The following is a 24,752-nucleotide window of genomic DNA, read 5'->3' on the forward strand; positions in this document are numbered from 1 at the left end:
TCAGGGAAAGGCCTGCCCATTGATGGAGGCGTTGACCAGGCTGATGTGCGCTTCAGTGATGCCGCCATTGCCGTTGTCGAGTGGATAGCTCTCTTTGAGTAACGCGCCCGAACCCACGCCGTACCAGGAGCTTGTGGTTTCTGTTCCTGCGCTGCTCTGGGCTTCCTGATCGATTCGACAGGCCAGAAATTGACCCGCCGGTGTGTTCACTGCCTCAAGTCCGGTGAAGGTCACTTTTTCTGTGCTGTAGGCAGACAGGCTGGATTGAGTGGGTGCACCACCCGCAATACGGGTGCTGGTCAGTGTGCGGCCCGACAATACTCTGTTTTGGCTCTCTCCAAGGTTCAGGTCAAAGTCCTTTTCAAGCACCGCTGGACTGTAAACCGTTTTTTCCTCAACAGTTTTGCCTTGCGCGGTGGTGCTGGCCAGTTCTCCAAGAAATTCAATGTCAGTGCCCGAGGTTGTGAAATACAGGCTGTCCACCAGTGCGTTTAAATTGGTGCTTGTCGTGAGGGCCATGGCAGCTTGGCCTTCAAATGTCACCGCCTGTACGGATTGGGTAGTGGTGAAGCCACCTTTGGTGGTTCCCTGTTCAAACGCGTAAGTGCCGTTGAATGTGTAGCCCGCATTGAACATGCCTGGGTTGAAGCACAGGGCAGAAGAGATCGGCTTTCCCTCGACAGCGTGCAAGGCAGTCGAGTTGGCGGGTAGTGCAATGCCGGTTAATCGGTAGAAGCTGCTGGCCTGACTGACCAGATTGTCGGAGTCTGTGGTATTGGGCGATTGATCGGCGTTAAAGCCACCCGCTGCTGAAATACTGTCGAGTGCTTTGTCAGCGTCGTTTTGCGGGTCTTTGTTGCTTGCTGGGGCCACCAGCGGTTCGGTCAAGAAGGTGGGCCCGATGTCGACCCCATATTGCTTCAAGATCCGCGCTTGCACCGCCTTCTCGGCCTCGTCGATTTCACTGGGGTTTGACACCAGTGCGGCCAGTGTTGCGCTGGCCACAACCTGATCGGCAGGTGCATTGATGCCCAGGCCAGATCGAGCAAGCAGGTAACGTGTCAAAAGCTCAGTGAGTGGGGTGATGTTGATGGCATTGCCACCCGTGTAAAGCGCACGAAGGGCATGGCCGTTGAAGGTGGTGTTGATTACACAGGGTGTTGCGTCTGACAGTGCAATCGTGAATGCGCCGGTGGCATTGGTTTGGCTGTTGAAAGTGCCGTTGCTGCAGATGGCCTGAATGGGTGCGTTGGAGATGGCCTTGCCCGTGGCTGCAGTGCCGCTGACGGTGACTGTGCCTAGCGTGCCTACGGCGGCATTGTTACTGGCACTGCTCGCCCCCCCACCGCCGCCACAGGCTGACAGCATGAGCAATAGAAGAGTAGAGGCAACCGGGGCGGTGCAATTGATTGTGTGGGTCATGGAGTGTACTGAAAAGGGAATAAAGGGCCCAATGGTGGGGGCATAGGTCTTAAAAACCGGAATTCAGGTTTATGTGAACACTCCGCCAGAAAAGTTCGACGGACTCAGAAACGAAAAAGCCCCCGAAAACGGAGGCTTTTTGACAAGAAGAAGGTGAAAGCTGCGCGTTTACATCATCTGCGTGGGTATGAATCCACGTTCTTCCTGCTTGCGGTTGTTTTCATCGACAAAAACAAGCTTGGGTTTGAAATCCTGAACTTCCTCGTCGCTGAGCGAGCCATAGGCGGCAATGATCACGAGATCGCCTTTCTGGGCGCGGCGCGCTGCAGCGCCATTCAGGGAAATCATGCCGCTTCCACGTTCGCCCTTGATGGCGTAGGTGGTAAAGCGCTCGCCGTTGTCGATCACATAAATGTCAATTCTCTGGAATTCAATGATTCCGGAGGCTTCCATCAGATCGAGGTCGATTGCACAAGACCCTTCATAGTGAAGTTCGCAGTGGGTTACTTTGGCTCGGTGAATTTTTCCGAGCAACATCTCACGATGCATTACGCTATCTCCAAATTGTCGATCAAGCGCGTTTGGCCCAGTTTGGCCGCGGCAAGAATCACCAAGGGTGTTTGATCCAACAGGTTTTCATCAGTGGGGCGCTTCAGGTCATGCTGTTTGCGCACCTCGAAATAATCCGGCTTCCAGCCCCGGTCTGCCAGTTGCGCCAGGCAACGGTGTTCCAATTGTACCAACTGCCCCAAATTTGGGCGACCCGATTTGACCTGATTGGAAAGATCATTCAAAAGTTGATACAGAAAGGGCGCTTCAGCCCGTTCCGTGTCGCTGAGGTAACGGTTGCGCGATGACAGTGCCAGGCCGTCTTCGGCACGTACAGTGGGCGCGGCAATGATTTCAATGGGCAGGGCCAACTGGCTGACCATGCGTCGAATAATCATGAGCTGCTGGTAATCTTTTTTGCCGAAAACCGCCACCTTGGGCTGCACACAATTGAACAGCTTGGTCACAACGGTACAAACCCCTTCAAAAAAGCCGGGCCTGAACTCGCCTTCCAGTGTGCTACCCAGGTCATCGGGTGGCTTCACCCGGTAGTCCTGCGGTTCAGGGTACAGGTCGCGTTCAGTGGGGGTGAAAGCCACGTAGACGTGTTCTTTTTCAAGCGCATCGCAATCATCCTGAAGCGTGCGCGGATATTTGTCGAAATCTTCGTTGGGGCCAAACTGAAGCCGATTGACAAAAATACTGGCCACCACTGGGTCGCCATGTCTGGCTGCAATGCGCATCAGCGAGAGGTGCCCCGCGTGCAGGTTGCCCATGGTGGGCACGAAGGCGATGCGATTTTGGCCCCGAAGCTGGTCACGCAGTTCTGTAATGGAAGAAATCTGTTTCATGCAAAATTAAAATTGATGTTCAACTGCTGGAAAGGTTTTGTCTTTCACGGCGCGCACATACGATTCGATGGCCTGTTGAATGGAGGACTGATTATCCATGAAATTTCGAACGAACTTGGGTTTCTTGCCTGGGAAAACATTCAGCATGTCGTGCAAAACCAAAACCTGCCCATCGCAATCCACGCCAGCACCAATGCCGATGGTGGGCACTTTCAAGGTGCGGCTGATTTCAGCACCGAGTGCGGCAGGAATTAGCTCGAACAGCACCATTTGCGCACCCGCGTTTTGCATTTGGAGAGCAGTGGCCTTCAAGAGCTTGGCGTCCTGACTGCTTTTGCCTTGCACACGGTAACCGCCGATTGCATGCACCGACTGGGGCGTTAGGCCCAGGTGGGCGCAAACGGGGATGTCTCGTGTTCGCAAAAACTCGACGGTTGGCGCCAGCCAGCTACTGCCTTCCAGTTTGACCATGTGTGCACCTGCGGCCATTAATCGGGCTGCATTGGCATAGGCTTGTTGGGGGCTTTGCTGATAGCTGCCAAATGGCATGTCGGCTACTACGAATGCATGTGTGTTGCCTGCGGCCACGCACCGGGTGTGGTACTCCATCTGTTCCATGGTCACTGGCAGCGTGCTGGGCATACCGGCCAGTACCATGCCCAGCGAATCACCGATCAACAGAACATCAACGCCGCAGTTGTCCAAAAGGCCGGCAAAACAGGCGTCGTAACAGGTCAGCATGGCGATCTTTTCCTGCTTGGCCTTCATGTCCAGCAGGCGAGGCAAGGTGACGGCTTTGCGACCGCCTTCCGGTGTGGGTGTGTTGTGTACACTCATGCGTCAGGGTCCTTTTGCTTATTCCGACCAGTTAAAAAACTCGCGCCGTCCTTTCATGCTTTCAATTTGGCTGAGCAGCAGGTCGAAATCTTCAGGGTGATCAACAGGGTTGAGGTGTTCGGTATTGACGATCAGCAAGGGCGCGCCGTCATAGTGGTAAAAAAAGCGGCTGTAGGCCTCGCTGAGTTGCGCAAGGTACGACTCGGTGATGCTTTGCTCGTAGCCGATTGCACGTTTGTGCACCCGTTCAACCAGAATTTGGGGCGAGGCCTGCAGGTAAATCACCAAGTCTGGCGTGGGGGTTTGGGGGCTTTGATGCTGATAAATTTGCTGATACAGCTTCAGTTCTTCTTCATCCAGCGTCAAAGAGGCAAACATGCGGTCTTTTTCGAGCAGGAAGTCGCTGACCACCATCGACTCAAAGAAGTCGCGTTGTGCCAGATCACGCAGTTGCCCAATGCGCTGAAACAGGAAAAACAGCTGCGTGGGCAGGGCGTAGCGGGCAGAGTCCTCGTAAAACTTGGGCAGAAAAGGGTTTTCCTGCGGCTGCTCCAGCAACAGTTCGGCATTGAAGCGCTCGGCCATGAGTTTCGCCAGCGACGTTTTTCCAACGCCAATGGGGCCTTCAATCACGATGTGACGATATTTCTCAAACAACAAATTCAAACTCCCGGGCTGGATTGCCCTGCGCGCGCTCAGTGTAGCGCACGCCTTGGCAGATGGTTGGAATAAACGCTCAAATCCGGAATACGGACTGGTCCAGTGTCTGCTTCAACAAATCGGATGCCCGACCCTGACCCGGAATGTACACCTCTGGCGCCAATTCAACCAGCGGCTCGAGGACGAATCGCCGCAGATGCATGCGTGGGTGGGGTACTGTCAGGTGCTCAGTGGAAATTCGCAATTGATCCACCAGCAACACATCAAGATCAATGGGTCTCGGCGCATTTCGGAAGCTGCGCACCCGGCCCAGGTCTTGCTCGATTTGCATGCACAATTGGAGCAACTCCTCAGGGGCACCTGCCCAGTCCAGTTCAATGACGGAGTTCAGGTAGTCAGGGCCCGTGGCGTCTACAGGGGCACTCTTGAAACGCGAAGATTCCCGGATGAAGGTCGCGCTGGGGTGTTGGTTCAAAAGCCCCGGCAGAGAGTCGAACAATTCGTTCGGTGTCCCCAGATTACCCCCGACGCCCAAAAAGCAGCGCGAAGATTTCAATCCTCCATGTCCTCATGCAGGTGTGCCACATCCGGTGTTGCGTGCTGGTCCCGCTGTTGTGGCTTTCTGCGGCGCTTTCGCCGCTTTTTGGCAGGGCTGCCGGTCTGGCCGCCACTGTCACGAAGGCTGTCAATCAATTGCTGGCGATTTTGGGGCTCTAGGTCGCTGAAGCGGCGCCACCACTCAGCCAGTTCCAATTCAGCGTCGCCCACCAAGGCACGCAACTCCAGGAAATCCAGCGCCGCGCGGAATTTCTGCTGTTCCAGCATGCGAAATGGCGCTTTGCCTGTCCGCTTCTCAAAACGAGGCTGAAAGCTCCAAATTTCGCGCATGTCGCCAGTCAGGCGTCGAGGAATGGCGGTGCGCTCGGCCTGTTCGGCCAGCACTTCGTCCATGGCTGCATACAAGGCTGGAAATTTGACCTCGCCTTTGGCCAGGCGGCGTTCCCAGTTTTCCAGCACCAAATGCCACAACAGGCAGGCAAACAGAAATCCGGGACTAATTGGCTTGCCCTCTTTGATGCGAGCGTCAGTGCGAGACAGCGCCTCTTCAACGAATTTTTCGCCGCGCTCGTCACTCAAAATGGCGTCGAGAAGGGGAAAGACGCCACCGTGCAAGCCTGCATTTCTCAAGCCTTTCAAGCAGGCCAGTGCGGATCCGCTGGTGAGCAGCTTCAGCATTTCATCGAACAGGCGAGCGGCCGGTACGTTGGTCAACAGGTCTGAAAGGCTGGAAATGGGCGCGTAGGTGGAGGGCTCCACCGTGAAGTTCAGTTTGGCGGCAAACCGCACAGACCGCAACATCCGAACTGGATCTTCGCGGTATCGCTGAGAAGGTTCACCGATCATGCGCAGTGTTTTTGCCCGCAGGTCTTTCATGCCGTGGTGGTAGTCCCACACGGTTTCTGTGCGAGGGTCGTAATACATCGCATTGACCGTAAAATCGCGGCGCGTGGCGTCCTCGTCCTGTTTGCCGAACTCGTTGTCGCGCAATACCCTGCCGTGTTCATCGGTTTCACTGCTTGCACTGGCCAATGCCCTGAAAGTGGACACTTCAATGGTTTCAGGGCCAAACATCACGTGCACGATCTGAAAGCGTCGACCGATGATTCGCGCACGCCGGAACAGGCGTTGAACCTGCTCGGGGCTGGCGTCGGTGGCCACATCAAAGTCTTTCGGGCGCATACCCAGCAACAAGTCGCGAACCGCGCCACCGACCACGAACGCTTTAAAGCCCTTGTCTTGCAGCGTTTCGCACACGCGTATGGCGTTGTGAGACACCAGGTGACGGTTGATTCGATGGTCCTTTTGACCCCAAATCTCGGGTTTTGCCACGTGATAGGGCGTAGGCGCGGCGTTGCCGGCCGTGTCTTTGGCCAAGCCGGGTTTGACGAAAATTCGCTTGAAAAATCGCTTGATCATTTGAACAGTTCCAGAATGGGCCACTGACGCTGCTCAGCGATGGCGGTCAACTTGTCATCCGGGTTGGTGGCCACTGGGTGCGTCGCTTTTTCCAGTAATGGCAGGTCGTTGATCGAGTCGCTGTAAAAATGAATGCTTTCGAAGGACGACAGAGTCCAGCTTCGCGCAGCCAACCACTGTTCCAGGCGGGTCACCTTGCCGTCTTTGAAATTCGGGATACCGACAATTTTGCCAGTGAATTCGCCATCGACTACTTCAGGTTCGGTGGCAATCAGGTTCGGGATGCCGAACAGCTCAACGATGGGTTTCGTAATGAAGCTGTTGGTGGCCGTGACGACCACGCAAATGGCGTGGTCATCCTGGTGTTTCTTGACCAGTTCAAGCGCGCTTTTGCGAATGGCGGGCTCGATGACCTGCGACATGAAGTCGGCGTGCCACTTGTTCAACAAACCCCTGGGGTGCGACCGTAGCGGGCTGAGTTGAAAGTCCAGAAATTCATGGATGTTCAGGCAGCCTGCTTTGTAGTCGTTGTAAAACGAGTCGTTTTTGGCTTCAAATTCATTGCGGTCAAGCAGACCTTTGTCAATCAGGAACTGCGACCAGCCGTGGTCTGAGTCCATGGGTAGCAAGGTGTTATCAAGGTCGAACAGTGCAAGTTTCATCTTATTCTTTCACAACCAGACTTTCGCGCCGTTTCATCCAGTGCCGCAGCAAATGCACGGAAACGGGCTTGTGTTGTTCTAGGGAAAAACGGTCCAGGCCGTCCATGACTGCCATTAAAGACCCCATGTCGCGTTGAAAATAACGCAGTGCATATTCAACCACTTCCTCGGAAAGCTCAAGGCCGCGACCCCGCGCAACAGCCTGAAGCGCGTTGAACTTCTCTTCATCAGTCAGTGGTTCCACCCGCCAGCACAAGCCTGCTGAAATCCGGGTTCTCAGGTCGTCGCGAATTTTCAGTTCTGCCGGGTGGTAGGTTGAACCCATCACAATATTGACTGGTTTTTCCCCAGCCAGGTGTGCGTTACAGGCATTGAACAATTGCACCTGAGAATAGGGCGTGAGCTGGTCAATGTCGTCGACGATGAGCGTTGGGGTGGCGGATTTGAAGACAAATCGGTCCGCGCCCTTCAAAACACCCGCACCCAACAACTCGGCGGCACCCTTCAACAAATGACTTTTGCCGCAGCCTGGGGGGCCATACAGGTAAATAAGCCGATTCGCTGGCGACGGCTGGGCCAGCGCATGAAGCGAATGCAACACTTGCGCGTTTTTCCCGACCAGAAAATTTCCAAGGTTTGGCTTGGGTGGTGTGAAAACATCAAGAAGCAGTTGTTGCATGCTCATTGCAGGGGTGTTGCGGCCTTCGAGTGGTGATTGGGGGGTGAACATGGAGCCAATGATAACCGCAAATGCCAAATTTCACGATTCTGGTTGAATCAAACAGAATACATTCGCATAGAACGAGGGGCAAATCCAGCCGCCTCGGTTAAAATGACGCATCATCTGCACACTTCCCCGGGTAACCCATGAATTCACCTCTCACGTACAAAGACGCTGGCGTTGACATACAAGCTGGCGACGACCTAGTTGAAGCCATCAAGCCCATGGCCAAGCGGACCATGCGCCCTGGCGTGCTTGCCGGCATTGGTGGTTTTGGTGCGCTGTTTGAGGTGCCCACGGGTTTCAAAGAACCAGTGCTGGTGTCCGGCACTGATGGTGTTGGCACCAAGCTGCGCCTCGCGTTTGAATGGAACATTCACAACACGGTCGGTATTGATCTGGTGGCCATGAGCGCCAACGACATTTTGGTGCAGGGCGCCGAGCCGCTGTATTTTCTGGATTACTTCGCATGCGGCAAGCTCGACGTCAAAACAGCCGCCAGCGTGGTTGGGGGTATTGCTCTGGGTTGTGAACAGGCGGGTTGCGCTCTCATTGGTGGTGAAACCGCTGAAATGCCCGGCATGTACCCGGACGGTGAATACGATCTTGCTGGCTTTGCAGTCGGCGTGGTCGAGAAATCGGAAATTATCGATGGCAGCCGCGTGAAGTCTGGCGACGTTATTTTGGGCTTGGCTTCCAACGGTGTGCATTCCAATGGCTTTTCATTGGTGCGTAAAATCCTTGAGCGTGCTCAACCTGACCTGAATCAGGCTTGCGATGGCATGACATTGCGTGAAGCCATCATGGCGCCCACCCGCATGTACGTCAAACCGGTGCTGTCTCTGCTCAAACAGGTGTCAGTTGCCGCCTTGGCGCACATCACCGGCGGTGGCCTGGTTGAAAACATTCCGCGCGTATTGCCCGAGGGCATGACGGCTGAATTGAACCGCAGCGCCTGGCCGGAATCCGATTTGTTCAAGTGGCTGCAAAGCAACGGGCAGGTGCCTTTTGATGAAATGAACCGGGTGTTCAACTGCGGCATTGGCATGGTCATCGTGGTGGATGCCCAGCAGGCCGATCAGGCCATGGCAATATTGAAGGCGGAAGGTGAGCAGGTTTACCGAATTGGTCAGGTACGCCCCTCACGCGCTGGTGAAGCCCCCACCGTGGTCAATGCAGCCTGACAATCAGGATTCCTGCTGCCTGATTGCCCAGTCTATGTGCTCCCTTAAAAATGCATCGGCTGTCCGGTGCATTTCCTGAAGGCCCCGTAGGGCGTTCTCTTTCTGGCATGAGTTGCCGGCGGCAATCGCCAGGTTCCGCCGAAACCGGCGGTACCCGATTCGGCGAATGGCCATGCCTTCGGTGTTTTTGTTGAACTCCTCTTCAGTCCAGCCCATCAGGGTTTGCCATTCTGGCTTGTCGAAGCCATGGCGAGGTTCAAAGTCCGCGTACACGCTGGGTTTGGCGAATTTGTTCCATGGGCATACCAGCTGGCAGTCATCGCAACCGTAAATTCGGGTCCCGATTGCCTTGCGAAATTCCAGTGGAATGGCCGAATCGTGCTCAATGGTCAGGTAGGAAATACAGCGCCTTGCGTCCACCTTGTAGGGCTCAACAATTGCGCGGGTTGGGCAGGCGGAAATACAACGTGTGCACTGGCCGCAGTGGTTCTGCCCAAAGGGCGTGCTCGGTGGCAGCGGCAGGTTGGTGAATATTTCTCCCAGAAAAAACAGGGAGCCTTCGCTGGGGTGAATCAGCAACGTGTGCTTTCCACGCCAACCCAGCCCGGCCTTTCGGGCAATTTCCACCTCGGGCGCGGGTGCGCTGTCGCAGCTGACCCGAAAGCCATGGGACTCAAAGCGTGCGTGAACCACCTTGGCCAGCGCCGCCAATTTGGCACGAATCACTTTGTGGTAGTCTCGTCCCCGTGCATACACGCTGACATAGGGTTGCTCGCCGGCCGTGGCCGTGTCCAGCATGTTTTTCATGGCAATCGACGCGGTGCGGTCTTCAAAGACGCTGGCCGGTGTGTAATTGAAACGAAAGGACACAATGCTGACTGTGCCGGGCAGTAGAATATCGGGGTTCAGGCGATCCATGCCGTGCCTGGCCATGTAACCCATTTCCCCGTGCATCCCGGCATCCAGCCAGGCGCTCAGGTGTGGTTCACAGGCTTTCAGGTTGGTGTCGCTAACGCCCAGGCACTCTAGGCCGAGTAACCCGGCCTGTTGCCTGAACCACTGCCAAAGTTCTTCCTGGTTCAACATAAATGAAGACGTACACCCAACGATTGCACGATGAAAAAGTCACCCACAGTGTAGGTGAAAAGCTGGCTGACATTGTATCGGCGCCACTTTTTATCAGTCTTTCAGGACCTTTGGGTGCAGGCAAAACTGCACTGATTCGAGCCTTGCTCAGGCGTTTGGGCGTCACTGGGGCCATCAAAAGTCCCACCTATGCGTTGGTTGAACCTTACAATTTTTCTAGTTATTCTATCTATCACTTTGATTTTTATCGCTTCCTGGATCACAATGAGTGGGAAGAGTCTGGCTTTCGGGATTATTTCGAACAAAATGCCATTTGTTTGGTCGAATGGCCTGAAAAGGCAGAGGGCCTTTTGCCAATCGCTGATCTGGCAATTACCCTGGCCTACGACGGCGAAGGTCGCCTGATGACCATTCAGGCGCAAAGCCCGAAGGGATGCAAACTGTTAGAGTTATTAGAGAACAACAAAACGAATGAACACTCGTAGAACTGTGCTGAAAACACTGGGAGCAAGCCTGCTGCTGCAGCTTGTGCCCGTGGGTGCCCGGGCCGCCGAGAGCGCTCGATTTGTCGATGTCAGGTTGTGGCCTGCCGAGGATTACACCCGGGTGACGCTTGAGCACGATGGTGCTCTGAAATACAAGTACTTCCTGGTGGAAAACCCAATGCGCATGGTGGTCGACATCAGCGACATGCAATTGGACAAAACGCTCAAAAACCTGACTGACCGTTTAAAGCCGGACGATCCCTACGTTCAGCAGATTCGTGTTGGCCAGTTCAATGCCGACACCGTGCGAATTGTGTTTGACCTGAAAGCGCAAGTCAGACCGGAAGTGTTCACGATCGACCCAGTCGCCGAGTACAAAAACCGCCTGGTCGTGGATTTCTATCCCAAAACCCCGCCTGATCCCCTGATTGCGCTCTTGAAAGACCAGCAGCAGGACGCGGCAACCCCCAGTTACAAAGACGATGAAATCAACCGGGCCCTGAATTTGGCCAAGGCAGACCAAACGGACAAGGCGCCTGCGTCCGAATCCGCCAAAGAATCTCCCAGAAAAGCCAAGGCAGATGCGGATTCAACGCCCCAGGTTCGCAGACTGGTCACGGTGGCGATTGATCCCGGCCACGGAGGTGAAGACCCGGGTGCAATCGGGCGTGCGGGCACTCGTGAAAAAGACGTGGTGCTGGAAATTGCCCGCATGTTGAAGCAGGAAATTGACCGCACGCCAGGCATGCGCGCCATGTTGACCCGCAATGACGACTATTTCGTGCCTTTGGGCAAACGTGTTCAAAAGGCCCGCGGTGTCAAGGCGGATTTGTTTGTGTCTGTACACGCAGACGGGTTTATCAAACCGTCGGCCCGTGGTTCCTCTGTGTTTGTGTTGTCCGAGCGGGGCGCCAGCAGCAGCGCAGCGCGTTGGCTGGCAGACAAGCAAAACGCCTCTGACCTGATCGGTGGCGTCAATATTGCAGACAAAGACAACCAGCTGGCCAAGGTGCTGCTTGACCTGTCCACCACAGCCCAGATCAACGACAGCATGAAACTGGGTGGCGCTGTTCTCGGTAAACTGGCCTCCGTCAACCAGCTGCACAAAGCCTATGTCGAACAGGCTGGTTTTGCTGTTCTGAAGGCGCCTGACATTCCGTCCATCCTTGTAGAAACGGCCTTTATCAGTAACCCGGCCGAAGAAAAGAAGTTGAACGACCCCCACCAACAGTTGAAAATTGCCAAAGCGATCGCAGGCGGCGTCAAAGAATACTTTGACAAGAATCCGCCCGTGGCCCGCTCTCGCATTGCCTGATCCACGCCTATAATAGGGGCCATGCACAAAGCCCCTATCTCTTTGCTTCCCGATGTTCTGATCAGTCAGATCGCCGCTGGCGAGGTAGTGGATCGCCCTGCGTCAGTCGTGAAAGAACTCGTTGAAAATGCCCTCGACGCGGGCGCAACCGAGATGACCATTCGCATCGATGGCGGTGGCATTCAGCGGATACTGGTGCAAGACAACGGCGCGGGTATTCCAGCCACTGAATTGCCTTTGGCCGTCACCCGACACGCGACTTCAAAAATTCAGACTTTGAGCGATCTGGAGTCAGTGGTCACCTTGGGCTTTCGGGGTGAAGCCCTGGCTTCCATCGCCTCTGTAAGTCAGATGACCGTCAGCAGTGCCACGGCAGGGGCCACTCACGGCCACGCCATCAGCAATCGAACCGGGGCCTGGTTGACAGAGCCCGCCGCCTGCCCCATCGGCACAACTGTTGAAGTGCTGTCCCTGTACTTCAGTACGCCAGCACGCCGCAAATTCCTGAAAACCGAGCAAACCGAATTTTTTCATTGCCTCGATGTGATCAAGCGCATGGCCTTGGCCAATCCTTCAGTGTCTTGGGTGGTGTACCGTGACGGCAAACTGTACGCCCGCTATCAGGCTTCAGATTGGTCTGCGCGTGTATTCGGCATTCTTGAAGCCATGGCTGACGGGGCATCCAAGCCCATCGATTTTGAAACGGCAGACATGAAGTTGCGCGGAGCCATAGGTTTGCCAGACGCCGCGCGCGGCCGAGGTGACATGCAGTTTTTCTATGTCAATGGCCGCTTCGTGAAAGACAAGCTGTTGAATCACGCTGTTCGTGCCGCCTATGAAGATGTGTTGCATGGCGACAAGTTTCCGGCCTTTGTGCTGTTTTTGAATTTGCCGCCCACTGAAGTGGACGTGAATGTACACCCTGCCAAAACAGAAGTGCGATTCCGCAATTCAAAGGCGGTGCACCAATGGGTCAGGCAGGTGATTTTGTCCGCCTTGTCGAGTTCCCGTGCGGTGTCTGAGCTCAGTCCCGCACAAGCCGATCTCCAAGCCGCACCCTCGCAGGGGCAGCCTTCCTGGGTGAACAGTCAGGCGGGTCGCACTGCTTACCCCGCGCCGCAGCCCAGGGCTGGTGTTTTGCCCTTCGCCAGGGAAGGGCTGGCCGATTATCTCCAAGCCTATCAGCCCTTGCCGCAAACCATTGAGAAGCCAGTGGGGCAGCCTGTTCCCCGGCCCTTGTCGAACGCGTCGCCACTGCCCGTTTCAAGGCCCGATGAATATTTGGGTCAGGCCGTGGCTCAAATTCACGGCATCTACATTTTGGCTCAAAGGGCCGACGGTCTTATTGTGGTGGACATGCACGCCGCGCATGAGCGTGTGCTTTACGAGCAGTTCAAACAGATTCTGGATGGGCGGGTACAGGCCGCTTCCCAAGAGTTGCTGGTGCCCATCCTCGTCAATATCGACCCCCGACTCAGCGGCGAAGTCGAAAACGGAAGCGAAGTCTGGCAAAAACTGGGTTTCAGGTTGAGTCTGGTCTCACCTCAGGAAATCGCCGTGCGTGCCATGCCAACCTTGCTGCTGGGCCAAGACGTGGCGGGCCTGCTTCGCCAATGGCTGGGCGATCTTCAGAGTTTCGGGGTTGCGCATGTGCTTGAAAGGCATCGCAATGAGTGGTTGGCCACTTTGGCTTGCCACACAGCCGTACGGGCCAATCGAAGTTTGTCTTTGGTCGAAATGAACGCCTTGCTGCGCGCCATGGAGCAGACTGAACGGTCAGACCAGTGCAACCACGGACGGCCGACTTGGCGTCATTTTTCAATGTCCGAAATGGACAAATGGTTTCTCAGAGGGCAGTGAATCAATTGGGCAATTCCATTCCTGCGCTCGCCATTGTGGGACCCACGGCCTCCGGCAAGTCTGCGTTGGGTCTCTGGTTGGCCCATGAGGGTTTGCCAGTTGAAATCATCAGCCTGGATTCCGCACTGGTCTTTCAAGACATGAACATTGGCACTGCCAAACCCACACCTGAAGAACTGGCCCAGGTGCCACACCACTTGATCGACATCATCACACCGGAGCAAAGTTTCAGTGCGGCAGACTTCTTGAGCGAGAATGAACGCTTGATTTCAGAGATTCGTGGCCGTGGTAAAGTGCCGGTGATCGTCGGGGGCACCATGATGTATTACCGAGCGATGCTCAGCGGCATGGATGATCTGCCCCAGGCAGATCCGCAAGTGCGTGCAGACATTGACGCATTCGCAAAACAAAAGGGTTGGCCTGCTGTTCATGACGAGTTGGCCAAAGTGGACCCGGAAACGGCAGCCAGGTTGTTTCCAAACGATTCCCAGCGGTTGCAAAGGGCTCTGGAGGTGTACCGCCTGACCGGTTTGCCATTGTCGTCGTTTCACAAGCGTGGAGAGGAAGGTCAACAAAGGCAGCTACCCACCTTGTCGCTTGAGCCGGCAGATCGATCTGTCTTGCACGACCGCATTGAACAGCGGTTTCGCAACATGTTGGATCAGGGATTGGTTCAGGAAGTGGTCGGTTTGCTCGAAAAATACACCTTGAATGCAAACATGCCTTCCTTGCGGTGTGTGGGGTACAGGCAGGTTCATCAATACCTTCAAGGTCAATGCACTTACGATCAAATGATCGCCCAGGGCATTGCCGCAACCCGACAGCTGGCCAAACGTCAAATTACCTGGCTAAGGTCAACACCCCACAAACACGTGGTCGACCCGCTTCAATCCGGTTGGATGGAGCAAGTCAAACCGTGGTTGATTGCCCAAGTCAGTGAATTGGCAGCAGGAATACCAAGGGCAGGCTGAACGCAGCACCCACGGTGCTTAATGAAATCAGGCAGGCCACCAGTGGCGCATTGCCTCCCATTCGGGCGGCCAGAATGTAGGCACTGGAAGCGGATGGCAAAGCCGCAAAAATCACCAGCATCCGTGTTTCATCGATGGTCAGGTGGGCCCAGTGTGCATAACCCAGGGCCAGAATTGGGGAAACCAGCAATTTCAGTGTCAACCACCACACCGAGATTAACCAGTGGCCGCGCAAGCCCGAAAACAACAGGCCTGCACCCACTGCCATCAAACCCAGTGCAACAGCGGCTTGCCCCAGTCTGGACAGCGTCTCCATGACGGGTGCCGGCACTGGCAGGTGGAGCAGCTTGGCGCCAATTCCCAATAAAGTACTGATCACCAAAGGGTTTTTTAGAATTTCCAGCGGAATTTGATGGTATTTCCCCTTGCTCATGCTGCCCACGGCAATGACATTGCAAAGGGGGACTGCAATGGCCATCAAAATGGCGATGTGCGCAACGCCTTGGGCGCCATCGATTCGACTGGCAAGTGCCAGTGCAATGTATGAGTTGAAGCGGTAGGCGGTTTGTAAACCCGAGGCGAAGTCGACCCGATTCATGTGGCTCAGTGGTTTTGCCACCGCGCCCAGGAGAGTGGCGGCCAATACGACAAAGGCGCTGCCAGCCCCAAATACGCCGGCCTTGCCCAGTTCTATTTCGCTGTGAACTATCGAGTAGAACAACAAGCACGGGAACAAGACGAAATAAACCAGCTTTTCGATGGTGGCCCATGCAGACGCTGGCAACCAAAAGCGCCTGAGTGCGAACCCCAGCGCGATGACTGCAAAATCAGGAAACAGGATGAGTGGCGACAAACGTTAAAAACCCGCCATCAGGCGGGTTGCATACAGAGGGGTCAATCAAGAAGGGCTGACAGGGTCAGCCCTGTCAAACTTAAACCGAGAAAGACGACCCGCAGCCGCAAGTTGTGGTTGCGTTGGGGTTCTTGATCACAAATTGGGCACCGTTCAGGTCCTCTTTGTAATCAATCTCGGCGCCTGTCAGGTACTGAAAGCTCATGGAGTCGATCAGCAGGCTTACACCGCCTTTGTCCAGCACGGTGTCGTCTTCATTCACGTCTTCATCAAACGTAAAGCCGTACTGAAAGCCCGAACAACCGCCACCCTGAACGAACACGCGAAGTTTCAGGTTTGGATTGCCTTCCTCGTCGATCAATTCTTTCACTTTGGTGGCCGCTGAATCGGTGAAAATCAGCACGCTTGGCATTTCGGTAGTTGCTTCCATCTTGTGTTCCTGCTTAAGTGTTACTTGACGCCAAGGCCAGCTTGCCTGGTGTCGTATCCAGATGATCATGGTGAAGGGTTCCGTCTACGACGGCACCAGGATGCATCTCCAACGCCTTATATCTTACGTCACCCGAGACTTTAGCGGAAGGGTGCAGCTCCAAAAGTTCTTCGGCATGAACTGGCCCGGAAATTGAACCACTGACCACAATGTGTCCCACTTCCACAGACCCAGTCACTGTGCCGCTTTCTGAGATGACCAGCAATGACTTGTCATTGGAGTCTGTGGTGACATTTCCCAACACCTGGCCATCGATTCGCAGTCCGCCTTTGAAGTGGACATCGCCTTCAATGCGCATGTCTGCACCGATCAGGCTTTGAATGGGCAGCATTCCCTTGCGTTTTTTACCGAACACTTTCACTGTGGGTTTCACCTATAGTTTGAGTAGCGATTGGGCGCGGATCACCCCGTCTTCAAGAATTCGCATTTCCACACTGATCACCTTCTCACCCGGGGGAATGGCAAACATGCCGCTCACCCTTGAAAAACGCACCAGCTTGATCTTGAATTGTGGATCCTTCGCTTCCGACTTGTCTGGGTGAACTATGACATCCGTTTTGTCTTTGTTCAAGACTTTCACCAAGACCTGCACACCCAGATTGACTGCAGGACGCTGGCTACCCTGAATAACCAGTGCTTTGTAGCGGTATTGACCCGGGATGGTGTCCTTGTTGACTTGAAGGCGCTTCAGCGAGATTGCACCCTGCATGCTTCCGGGGATAAAGCCTTCGAAAAACGCAAGGTCTTCCTTGAGTTTGGCGTTCTCAGCCTCAAGGTTGTTGATCAGCAATGTGAGCTTTGCGTTGGCGTCTTTGTCCAGCTTCGCCAGTTCTCGCGTTCGATCGGTTTCTTCGCGCAGTTGCCCTGCCTCTGATTCAACCTTTTGAAGGCGCTCATGCAGGCTGGACAGTTCGCTTGTTGAAAAAAGACGTCGCACGGGGTTGGTTTCTGGACCCAGCAGCCCGTAAATACCAATGAGTACCAAAATCAACAGGCCGCTTGCCAGGCCGGCCAGGTAGGACACCCATTTTGCACGCTTGATCTCGGGCAAAAAGGTGCGCGTCATGTTTTTCAGTCGTCTGCCAGTCATCCGCTTGTGCGCTTTGCTTAAGGTGCCAGCGGAAGCTGCTCTAGACCCATGTGCTCGGGCAGATCAAACAACAAATTCATGGCCTGAACAGCCTGACCGGATGCGCCCTTGACCAAGTTGTCAATGACCACGAGAATCACCGCGGTGTCACGGCCTTGCGGCTGGTGAACGGCAATTCGAGCGTAATTTGAGCCGCGTACCGATTTGGTCTCGGGCAAAGATCCTTTCGGCATCACATCGATGAAATACTCATTGTTGTAATGCTGCTCGTACAGGGCTTGCAAGTCGATGGATTTGCCTTTGTCGTTGAGTTTGACGTAGATCGTGGCCAGAATGCCCCGAACCATCGGCACCAGATGTGGTGTGAAGGTCAACTGCACGGGGCGTCCCGACATGGCCCTTAGGCCTTGCTCAATTTCCGGCAGGTGTCGATGACCAGACACGCCATACGCTTTGAAACTTTCGCTGGCCTCTGAGAAAAGAGAGCCCACGGTGGCCTTGCGGCCTGCGCCTGACACACCCGATTTGCAGTCGGCGATGATGTTTTGTTCGTCGATAAGCGCTTCGTCTTGCGTCAACAGGGGCTTTAATCCAAGTTGGACGGAAGTGGGGTAGCACCCGGCCAGCCCAATTAGACGGGCATTCTTCATTTTCTCGCGAGTGGCCTCCACCAAACCATACTGAGCCTGCTTCAACAGCTCGGGCTCGCTGTGTGGCATGCCATACCACTTGGCAAATTCCTCGGTGTTTTGAAGCCGAAAGTCAGCGCCCAGATCAATCACGCGAATGCCGTGTTGCACGAGTTCAGCCGCTTGAGCCATGGCTACGCCATGTGGCGTGGCAAAAAACACCACATCGCAGGCTTTCAATGACTCCAATGTGGGTTCGGTGAAACGGATGTTTACCTTTTTTCGCAGGGCAGGAAACATGTCAGACACGGGCTGATCGACTTCTGCCCGGGATGTGATTGCCTTGAGTTCCACTTGAGGGTGTAGGGCCAGTAGCCTGAGTAATTCGGAACCCGTGTATCCAGTTCCTCCAACAATACCCACCTTGATCATTGCGTGTCCTCTTTCGTGCCTTGTATCAATAAAAAAAGCCGCATCGAAATGCGGCTTTTGATTGTAACCCAGCAGGGAGGGTTGCTGGGGTGTCTTCTGCAGTGTTGCAGAAGTGCGAATTAACGCTTGGAGAACTGCTTCCGGCGACGCGCTTTGCGAAGACCGACTTTCTTACGTTCAACTTCACGTGCATCGCGAGTGACCAGACCTGCTTTGGACAGGGTTGGCTTCAGTTCAGCGTCGAAGTCGATCAGTGCGCGGGTAAGGCCGTGGCGAACTGCACCAGCCTGACCTGTTTCACCGCCACCACGGACGTTGACTTTGATGTCGAAAGTTTCCTGGTTCTCGGTGAGAACCAGCGGCTGACGAGCAACCATTTGACCAGTTTCGCGGGCGAAGTACTCAGTGAGTGGCTTGCCGTTCACGATGAACTGACCTGTACCTTTTTTGATAAAGACCCGTGCCACAGAGCTCTTGCGGCGACCGGTTCCGTAATTGTATTCACCAATCATGCTGGACCTCAGATTTCAAGTGGCTTGGGTTGTTGGGCTGCATGCGGATGATCAGCGTCAGCGTAAACCTTCAGCTTTTTGATCATTGCGTAGCCCAATGGACCTTTCGGCAACATGCCTTTGACGGCTTTCTCAAGCGCACGGCCTGGAAAACGCTCTTGCATTTTGTCGAAGTTTGTTTCGTAAATACCACCTGGGTAACCTGAGTGGCGATAGTACTTTTTGTTCAGGCCTTTGGTGCCTGTCACGCGAATCTTGCCTGCGTTGACAACAACGATGAAATCGCCGGTGTCGACGTGGGGTGTAAATTCAGGTTTGTGCTTTCCGCGCAGACGACGTGCAACTTCACTGGCTACCCGTCCGAGAACCTTGTTCTCTGCGTCGATCACAAACCAATCACGCTGAACCTCATGAGGTTTCGCTGAAAAGGTTGGCATAGTAAATTCCTAATTAGGTTTGAGCTTGAAAATATTCACCTGTACCGCTTCTTATCTTTTGCGTTGGGTGCAACCCAAGGCAAATCGTGAAGGCTCTCCCGACAGGTAACTTTCTATTTTAGCAAAGAATTTTGGTTTGCGTTACACTTTTGCGAAAAAAAAACCCGAGCAAATCGAAATCTGCTCGGGTTTAATCCACACCAAAGGAGGAGGGTGGAGGAGACAATCTTGCGCGTTGCGGAAAACAATCCGGATTGAGCTGACTATTGGCCTTTCGGTTGTTGCATCGTTTCGCGACCACAACTGAAGTTTATTTGCTTTTCTTGTGCACCGCAAGGTAAGAAGTGCAAAGTTGTGTAAAGTACGCGACATCTGTGGTTTCTACTTATTTTTAAAATAATTTATTTAAAATCAATAGGTTAAATTATTTTTATATAACTGAACGGTCAGTTAAATAGGAAAATAAAATTTTCTTATCATCGCTATAAGTTTTTTGTGCTTTGCACAATGCTGAAAATGTTGCTTTTTAAAGAGGATTTTTAATGGAAGCAGTGGTTAGTTGGTCCGGTCTGCCCGGCATGAGTTTTGTGGCCACCACCGGCAGTGGCCATCTGGTTTGTATGGATGGTGCCCCTGATGGTGGCGGGCAAAACCTGGCCCCGAGACCGATGGAACTGGTGTTGGCTGGCACTGGGGCTTGCACCGCCTATGACGTTGTCTTGATTCTTAGAAAGAGTGGACAAGACATTCGAAATTGTCAGGTGTCGATGAAGGCCGAGCGCGCCGAGGCTGCGCCCAAGGTGTTCACCCGGATTGTTTTTCATTTCGTGGTGACGGGTCGTTCACTGAAGCCCAATCTCGTAGACAGGGCCATTAAGCTGTCTCATGAAAAGTACTGCTCGGCCTCTGCCATGTTGGGAAAGACGGCTGAACTTGTCTTTACCCATGAAATTGTTGAGGATCTGGATGGGACCGTGCTTGCCTCAAGCGGTGAGAGCGATTAAATCTTGTCTGCCAGGGTGGTCATGACCTTCGACATGGCCCGCATGGCAAGCTTGATCGGCAGCGGTAAATCCTGCCCGCCGTGATCTCGGGCGGTTTGGCCGTGCTCAATTTCGTCTTGTTTCATTTGTTCGACAATTGCACGACTGGCCCGATCCTCTTCGGGCAGTCTCTTCAGGTGACTGTCCAAATGCTGCTCTACTTGCTTTTCTGTCTCGGCCATGAAGCCGAGGCTGACCGCTTCGCCCATCTGCCCAGCCACCAGACCCAACGCGAAGGCGCCGCCATACCAAAGCGGGTTCAGCAGGCTGGGGCGGCCGCCGAGTGCTTTCAGTCTCTCCTGTGTCCAAGCCAAGTGGTCATTTTCCTCTTGAGCGGCCAGTTTGAATAAAGTCTTCTTTTCAGGGTCGTTGGTGCTCATGGCCTGGGCTTGGTAAAGTGCCTGTGCACAAATTTCACCCACGTGGTTGACTCTCATCATGCCAATGATGCTGCGTTTCGTGCCCTCGTCAAAAACCGTGTCGTTCGTGCCGAGGCAGTCAGCGGGGGATTGTCTTTGAGCCGTAGCGGGTGCAGCCAAAATTTTGAGCGCGCGGTCCGCCTCACTGATGAAACTGTCCAAGGTAGGGGGGAAGGGTTTCCTCATGCTGCTTAATCCTAAGGACGATTTTCTGAATCAACACTGTATTTTATCAAAGACAGTCTGTAAAATCCCGCTCAACGCGCAACGATTCATAACGTCCCCGTGTTGTCTGTATTCACCGGTCGGTGTCTTGGGCTGCATGTTGGCGTTTTTACACAGAGCCTCAACATGACCAAGAAAAAGCTGTTCATCAAAACCTTCGGCTGCCAGATGAATGAATACGACTCCGACAAAATGGCGGATGTGCTCGGTGCTTCCGAAGGGCTTGAAAGAACCGATTCCCCCGACGATGCGGACGTTATCCTCTTCAATACATGCTCGGTCCGTGAAAAAGCCCAGGAAAAGGTCTTCAGCGATCTGGGGCGGGTCAAGCACCTCAAAAAATCCAATCCAAACCTGATTATTGGTGTGGGCGGTTGTGTAGCCAGCCAGGAAGGGCAGGCCATTGTTCAACGTGCACCCTATGTGGATGTGGTGTTTGGCCCTCAAACCTTGCATCGTTTGCCGCAACTGATCGAGAAAAAACGTTCCACCAACCGGGCGCAGGTTGACATTTCCTTTCCTGAAATCGAAAAGTTCGACAATTTGCCTGTTGCCAAGGTCACCCATGCCAGCGCATTTGTGTCCATCATGGAAGGTTGCAGTAAATACTGCAGTTTCTGTGTGGTCCCTTACACGCGCGGGGAAGAAATTTCCCGTCCTTTTGAAGATGTGTTGACCGAGGTGGCCGATCTGGCGGACCAAGGCATCAAAGAAGTGAATCTGTTGGGTCAAAACGTCAATGCCTACCGCGGAAAAATGGGCGACAGCGCTGAAATTGCCGATTTTGCATTGTTGCTTGAATATGTCGCCGAAATTCCGGGCATTGAACGCATTCGCTTTACCACCTCGCACCCCAAAGAGTTTGGTCAAAGGTTGATAGACGTATACGCCAAATTGCCCAAGTTGGTCAGCCACCTGCACCTGCCGGTTCAGGCTGGCTCGGATCGTATTCTTGCGGCGATGAAGCGTGGCTACACGGCGCTTGAATACAAGTCCATTATTCGCAAACTCCGCGCCATTCGTCCTGATTTGTCCATGTCGTCAGACTTCATCGTGGGCTTTCCGGGTGAAACCGAAGACGATTTCGAGAAAACCATGCAACTGATCGATCAGGTTGGGTTCGACACCTCGTTTTCTTTTGTGTACAGCCCGCGCCCCGGTACGCCAGCCGCCGATCTGGAGGACCTCGTGGATCAAAAAACCAAACTGGCTCGTTTGGCTCGACTCCAGAAAACCATTGAAGACCATGCTGCTTCAATCAGTCGTTCCATGGTCGGCTCGGTTCAGCGCATTTTGGTTGAGGGGCCTTCGAAAAAGAACCCCGATGAATTGTCTGGTCGCACCGAAAACAACCGGATGGTGAACTTTGTCGGCAATTCAAGGTTGATTGGTCAAATGATTGACGTCCGTGTGGTGGACGCTTTGGCGCATTCTCTTCGAGGTGAAGTCCTCACCGTTGACGCTTGAGTGCTGTTAAATCAGGCCCTTTTTCGGGTATGCTTCAGGCATTATCGTAGAAAAAAGGTGACGGTCACCTATGTCCGACCCGAGTCATTCGCAGTCCTCGCATCGCAAAGAGCGTGGGCTGCTTGAACGTCTTTCCTACCTTCTGCTTCGCGAGCCGGAGGACAGGGAACAGCTACTGGAAGTGCTTCAACATGCGCATGAGCGCAATCTGCTGGATGCCGACGCGCTCTCCATGATCGAAGGGGTTCTTCAGGTGGGGGAGCTGGCTGCCCGAGACATCATGATCCCTCGTGCCCAGATGGACCTCATCGACATCGAGGACGATCTTCATCAAATCGTGACCTTCGCGGTCGAGAAGGCCCATTCCCGTTTCCCGGTTTACGAGGGTTCCCGCGACAACGTCATTGGTGTCTTGTTGGCGAAAGATCTATTGCAGGGTCAGCTTCAGGATGAGGTCGATCTGCGTGACATGTTGCGTCCGGCTGTGTTCATTCCTGAAAGTAAACGGCTGAACGTGCTGTTGCGCGATTTCAGACTGAACCGCAACCACATTGCCCTCGTTGTGGATGAGTTCGGTGGTGTAGCGGGCCTGGTGACCATTGAGGACGTACTCGAGCAAATCGTAGGCGACATTGAGGATGAATACGATTTTGACGAAGAAGCCGGCAATATCGTGAGTCTTGAAGGCAATGAGGTCGGTGTCTATCGTGTGCGTGCCGTCACTGAAATTGAGCAGTTCAACGAAGTCTTTGGCACCGAGTTTTCCGATGAACAATCCGACACCATTGGTGGCTTGATTGCGGATCATCTTGGTCGAGTCCCCAGACGTGGCGAAGTGATTGTCATGCCACCCATCCGATTTGAAGTGATGCGAGTCGATGCCCGGCAGTTGCATGTTGTAAAAGTGCAGCGCATCGATCCAGATCGCCCCACCGATTCGCCCAGCACTTTTGATTCAACCGCCTCCAGCAGCAACTCACAGTGATCTTTGTGTTCTTCTCCGGCCTTCTGGCGGGCGCTCCCTGGGTGGCGTCGTTTGCGCCGTTCGGTTTGTGGTGGCTTGGGCTACTGCAACTCGTGCTGCTGGGTTTGTACGTCAGTGGGCCATTTGCGGCTAAGCCACTGAAGTCTTTTGTATTGGGGCTGGGTTTCGGTTTCGGGGCCTTCGTCATTGGGGTGTCGTGGCTTTACATCAGCCTGCACACCTATGGCGGACTGCCCGCTGCTCTGGCAGGGCTGTCCGTGGCTGCGTTTTCCCTGTATCTGGCCCTGTTCGGCGCGTTTGCTTGTGCTGTAACGGCAGCAACTGCGCCGGTGTGGTCGCGTTATCCTGCTTTGTTGCCTTGGTGGTGGGCAGCCCTCTGGACATTTTTCAGCTGGTTCCGGGCCACCTTGTTCACCGGTTTCTCCTGGCTCAATCTGGGGGATTCTCTGGTGGATTCGCCGTTCTCAGGCGCGCTTGCCTGGTTCGGCAATTATGGTTTGTTGTTTTTCTTGCTGGGGGCCGTGTTTGCGGTTTGGGTCGGAATACAAAAAAAGCGCATTCTCGTTTGGGTCCCAGGTCTGGCCGTACTCGCCGCGCTGGCAGGGCAGACCTTGGTTCCCCTGAATATTCAATCGACCGCGCCCATCACGGTGGTGGGCGTGCAGACCAATGTGGACCAAAGTATCAAGTTTGATCCTGACCTCATCAGTCAAAACATGGCTTCGGTGTTTGAATTGGGTGATGCTGCTCGGCGACAGGTGCCGCAAGGTGGCCTGCTGATCTTTCCAGAGACGGTTGACCCGCTGATTTGGTCGGACACGCCACCCGAGTGGCAAACCAGATTTCATGATTACGCCAGTGACGGTAGAAAGGTGGTCATGGGCGCTGCACTTCAGGAAGGCCATGATTTTTACAACTCGATCGTCCTGTTTGACGGAACCGAGTCCAGGCTCGATCTCGAGGCGCCCAACGTTCGGCATGACAAAAGGCATTTGGTGCCCTTCGGTGAGTTCATTCCTTTTGGGTTTCACTGGTTTGTGAGAATGCTGAACATGCCCATGGGCGAATTTGCATCGGGCAAAGGTGCCATGGTGCCATTCGATGTGGGTGGCGGCAATCGCATGGCCTCGTCAGTGTGCTACGAGGACACTTTTGGTGGCGAGTTCGCAAATTTGCTGGCCAATGCGACAGTTGAGCCAACCGTGCTCTTGAATTTGAGCAATCTGGCCTGGTTTGGACAATCGTGGGCGCTGGAGCAGCACGCCCAGATGGGCCGCGCCCGTGCCGCAGAACATCGCAAGCCCGAGGTCAGAGTGACCAACACCGGCTTGTCTGGTCTGGTGGACGAATATGGGCAATGGATTCAGAAGGTGCCTCCAGGTGTCAAAGCCACGTGGAAGGCCCAATTTGTCGGTAAAAAAGGGCTGACGCCTTTTGCTCGAACCGGGCCCCTGTTGTGGTATTTCATCTGGATTGGCCTGCTTGTTGCTTTTGCGCTGTCAGCCTTGCGCTTACGGGCTTACAATAGGCACATTGTGTCATCCACCAATTAATACGCTATGGTTTCAATCAGTCCAATCAGCGAGATCG

General features: G+C 54.2%; 27 protein-coding genes. 9 read left to right on the plus strand and 18 right to left on the minus strand.

The genetic code is table 11. The features are described 5' to 3' along the window. The 9 genes from QQJ87_RS11630 to QQJ87_RS11670 all read right to left on the minus strand — a co-directional run bounded on the left by QQJ87_RS11630 (nt 1) and on the right by QQJ87_RS11670 (nt 7,688). Nucleotides 1–1,422, minus strand: coding sequence for a hypothetical protein (locus QQJ87_RS11630; protein WP_284281924.1), 1,422 nt, complete (start codon nt 1,420–1,422; stop codon nt 1–3). 168 nt (nt 1,423–1,590) lie between these two features. Further along, nucleotides 1,591–1,971 (minus strand): aspartate 1-decarboxylase, encoded by a 381-nt coding sequence (panD, locus tag QQJ87_RS11635; protein ID WP_284281925.1) that lies wholly within the window; start codon nt 1,969–1,971, stop codon nt 1,591–1,593. Further along, entirely contained in the window at nt 1,971–2,822 is an 852-nt protein-coding gene (gene panC, locus QQJ87_RS11640) for a pantoate--beta-alanine ligase (RefSeq protein WP_284281926.1), read from the minus strand. Before panC ends, panD begins: the two co-directional genes overlap by 1 nt. Before the next feature lie 6 nt (nt 2,823–2,828). After that, nucleotides 2,829–3,659, minus strand: a complete 831-nt coding sequence (gene panB, locus QQJ87_RS11645) for a 3-methyl-2-oxobutanoate hydroxymethyltransferase (protein WP_284281927.1) — start codon at nt 3,657–3,659, stop codon at nt 2,829–2,831. A gap of 18 nt (nt 3,660–3,677) precedes the next feature. Beyond that, the gene (locus tag QQJ87_RS11650) at nt 3,678–4,319 is read right to left on the minus strand and encodes a deoxynucleoside kinase (protein WP_284281928.1); all 642 of its coding nucleotides are present in this window, start codon (nt 4,317–4,319) and stop codon (nt 3,678–3,680) included. Between the two features lie 76 nt (nt 4,320–4,395). Continuing rightward, nucleotides 4,396–4,875, minus strand: a complete 480-nt coding sequence (gene folK / locus QQJ87_RS11655) for a 2-amino-4-hydroxy-6-hydroxymethyldihydropteridine diphosphokinase (protein ID WP_284281929.1) — start codon at nt 4,873–4,875, stop codon at nt 4,396–4,398. After that, on the minus strand, nt 4,872–6,296 hold the full coding sequence (gene pcnB / locus QQJ87_RS11660; RefSeq protein ID WP_284281930.1) for a polynucleotide adenylyltransferase PcnB: 1,425 nt from the start codon (nt 6,294–6,296) through the stop codon (nt 4,872–4,874). The genes folK and pcnB overlap by 4 nt, the downstream gene beginning before the upstream one ends. Then, nucleotides 6,293–6,958: a histidinol-phosphatase gene (locus QQJ87_RS11665; RefSeq protein WP_284281931.1), complete on the minus strand. Its 666-nt coding sequence runs from the start codon at nt 6,956–6,958 to the stop codon at nt 6,293–6,295. The genes pcnB and QQJ87_RS11665 overlap by 4 nt, the downstream gene beginning before the upstream one ends. Before the next feature lies 1 nt (nt 6,959). Next, complete coding sequence (locus tag QQJ87_RS11670) at nt 6,960–7,688, minus strand: HdaA/DnaA family protein (protein WP_284281932.1); 729 nt, start codon at nt 7,686–7,688, stop codon at nt 6,960–6,962. 137 nt (nt 7,689–7,825) lie between these two features. Here QQJ87_RS11670 and purM point away from each other — a divergent pair, with 137 nt between their 5' ends. Then, entirely contained in the window at nt 7,826–8,863 is a 1,038-nt protein-coding gene (purM, locus tag QQJ87_RS11675) for a phosphoribosylformylglycinamidine cyclo-ligase (protein ID WP_284281933.1), read from the plus strand. Between the two features lie 3 nt (nt 8,864–8,866). Here purM and queG read toward each other — a convergent pair whose 3' ends face one another. Then, on the minus strand, nt 8,867–9,949 hold the full coding sequence (gene queG / locus QQJ87_RS11680; protein ID WP_284281934.1) for a tRNA epoxyqueuosine(34) reductase QueG: 1,083 nt from the start codon (nt 9,947–9,949) through the stop codon (nt 8,867–8,869). Between the two features lie 2 nt (nt 9,950–9,951). Between queG and tsaE the strand changes: the two genes are divergently transcribed. From tsaE to miaA, 4 genes are read left to right on the plus strand one after another with little or no spacing between them, the layout of a single operon-like run. After that, nucleotides 9,952–10,434: a tRNA (adenosine(37)-N6)-threonylcarbamoyltransferase complex ATPase subunit type 1 TsaE gene (tsaE, locus tag QQJ87_RS11685; RefSeq protein ID WP_284281935.1), complete on the plus strand. Its 483-nt coding sequence runs from the start codon at nt 9,952–9,954 to the stop codon at nt 10,432–10,434. Continuing rightward, nucleotides 10,421–11,749, plus strand: coding sequence for an N-acetylmuramoyl-L-alanine amidase (locus tag QQJ87_RS11690; RefSeq protein WP_284281936.1), 1,329 nt, complete (start codon nt 10,421–10,423; stop codon nt 11,747–11,749). The genes tsaE and QQJ87_RS11690 overlap by 14 nt, the downstream gene beginning before the upstream one ends. Before the next feature lie 21 nt (nt 11,750–11,770). Beyond that, a complete protein-coding gene (gene mutL, locus QQJ87_RS11695) occupies nt 11,771–13,609 on the plus strand; it encodes a DNA mismatch repair endonuclease MutL (RefSeq protein WP_284281937.1) in 1,839 nt (612 codons plus the stop codon). After that, a complete protein-coding gene (gene miaA, locus QQJ87_RS11700; protein WP_431310100.1) occupies nt 13,588–14,580 on the plus strand; it encodes a tRNA (adenosine(37)-N6)-dimethylallyltransferase MiaA in 993 nt (330 codons plus the stop codon). The genes mutL and miaA overlap by 22 nt, the downstream gene beginning before the upstream one ends. On the opposite strand, the gene QQJ87_RS11705 is transcribed toward miaA, so the two are convergent. The 7 genes from QQJ87_RS11705 to rplM form a co-directional block, all read right to left on the minus strand. Continuing rightward, a complete protein-coding gene (locus QQJ87_RS11705; RefSeq protein ID WP_284281939.1) occupies nt 14,543–15,433 on the minus strand; it encodes an AEC family transporter in 891 nt (296 codons plus the stop codon). The two genes, miaA and QQJ87_RS11705, sit on opposite strands and share 38 nt — an antisense overlap. Before the next feature lie 79 nt (nt 15,434–15,512). Continuing rightward, nucleotides 15,513–15,863 (minus strand): iron-sulfur cluster insertion protein ErpA, encoded by a 351-nt coding sequence (gene erpA, locus QQJ87_RS11710; protein ID WP_284281941.1) that lies wholly within the window; start codon nt 15,861–15,863, stop codon nt 15,513–15,515. 13 nt (nt 15,864–15,876) lie between these two features. Further along, nucleotides 15,877–16,278, minus strand: coding sequence for a bactofilin family protein (locus QQJ87_RS11715; protein ID WP_414674861.1), 402 nt, complete (start codon nt 16,276–16,278; stop codon nt 15,877–15,879). 18 nt (nt 16,279–16,296) lie between these two features. After that, nucleotides 16,297–17,013 (minus strand): DUF6776 family protein, encoded by a 717-nt coding sequence (locus tag QQJ87_RS11720; RefSeq protein WP_284281942.1) that lies wholly within the window; start codon nt 17,011–17,013, stop codon nt 16,297–16,299. A 17-nt stretch (nt 17,014–17,030) separates the two neighbouring features. Further along, the gene (argC, locus tag QQJ87_RS11725; protein ID WP_284281943.1) at nt 17,031–18,074 is read right to left on the minus strand and encodes an N-acetyl-gamma-glutamyl-phosphate reductase; all 1,044 of its coding nucleotides are present in this window, start codon (nt 18,072–18,074) and stop codon (nt 17,031–17,033) included. Nucleotides 18,075–18,193: 119 nt separating this feature from the next. Continuing rightward, nucleotides 18,194–18,586, minus strand: coding sequence for a 30S ribosomal protein S9 (rpsI, locus tag QQJ87_RS11730; RefSeq protein WP_284281944.1), 393 nt, complete (start codon nt 18,584–18,586; stop codon nt 18,194–18,196). Nucleotides 18,587–18,594: 8 nt separating this feature from the next. Next, a complete protein-coding gene (gene rplM / locus QQJ87_RS11735; protein WP_284281945.1) occupies nt 18,595–19,023 on the minus strand; it encodes a 50S ribosomal protein L13 in 429 nt (142 codons plus the stop codon). A 542-nt stretch (nt 19,024–19,565) separates the two neighbouring features. Between rplM and QQJ87_RS11740 the strand changes: the two genes are divergently transcribed. After that, nucleotides 19,566–20,027, plus strand: coding sequence for an OsmC family protein (locus tag QQJ87_RS11740; protein WP_284281946.1), 462 nt, complete (start codon nt 19,566–19,568; stop codon nt 20,025–20,027). Here QQJ87_RS11740 and coq7 read toward each other — a convergent pair. After that, nucleotides 20,024–20,647, minus strand: a complete 624-nt coding sequence (coq7, locus tag QQJ87_RS11745) for a 2-polyprenyl-3-methyl-6-methoxy-1,4-benzoquinone monooxygenase (protein ID WP_284281995.1) — start codon at nt 20,645–20,647, stop codon at nt 20,024–20,026. The genes QQJ87_RS11740 and coq7 overlap by 4 nt on opposite strands. A gap of 189 nt (nt 20,648–20,836) precedes the next feature. On the opposite strand from coq7, the gene miaB reads away from it, so the two are divergent. From miaB to lnt, 3 genes are all read left to right on the plus strand, one after another. Continuing rightward, a complete protein-coding gene (miaB, locus tag QQJ87_RS11750; protein ID WP_284281947.1) occupies nt 20,837–22,177 on the plus strand; it encodes a tRNA (N6-isopentenyl adenosine(37)-C2)-methylthiotransferase MiaB in 1,341 nt (446 codons plus the stop codon). 70 nt (nt 22,178–22,247) lie between these two features. Then, entirely contained in the window at nt 22,248–23,162 is a 915-nt protein-coding gene (locus QQJ87_RS11755) for a CorC family transporter (RefSeq protein WP_284281948.1), read from the plus strand. Continuing rightward, nucleotides 23,159–24,715, plus strand: coding sequence for an apolipoprotein N-acyltransferase (gene lnt, locus QQJ87_RS11760; protein ID WP_284281949.1), 1,557 nt, complete (start codon nt 23,159–23,161; stop codon nt 24,713–24,715). The genes QQJ87_RS11755 and lnt overlap by 4 nt, the downstream gene beginning before the upstream one ends. The last annotated feature ends 37 nt before the right edge of the window (nt 24,716–24,752 follow it).

The organism is Limnobacter litoralis (assembly GCF_030160455.1).
Taxonomy (GTDB): Bacteria; Pseudomonadota; Gammaproteobacteria; order Burkholderiales; family Burkholderiaceae_B; genus Limnobacter; species Limnobacter litoralis.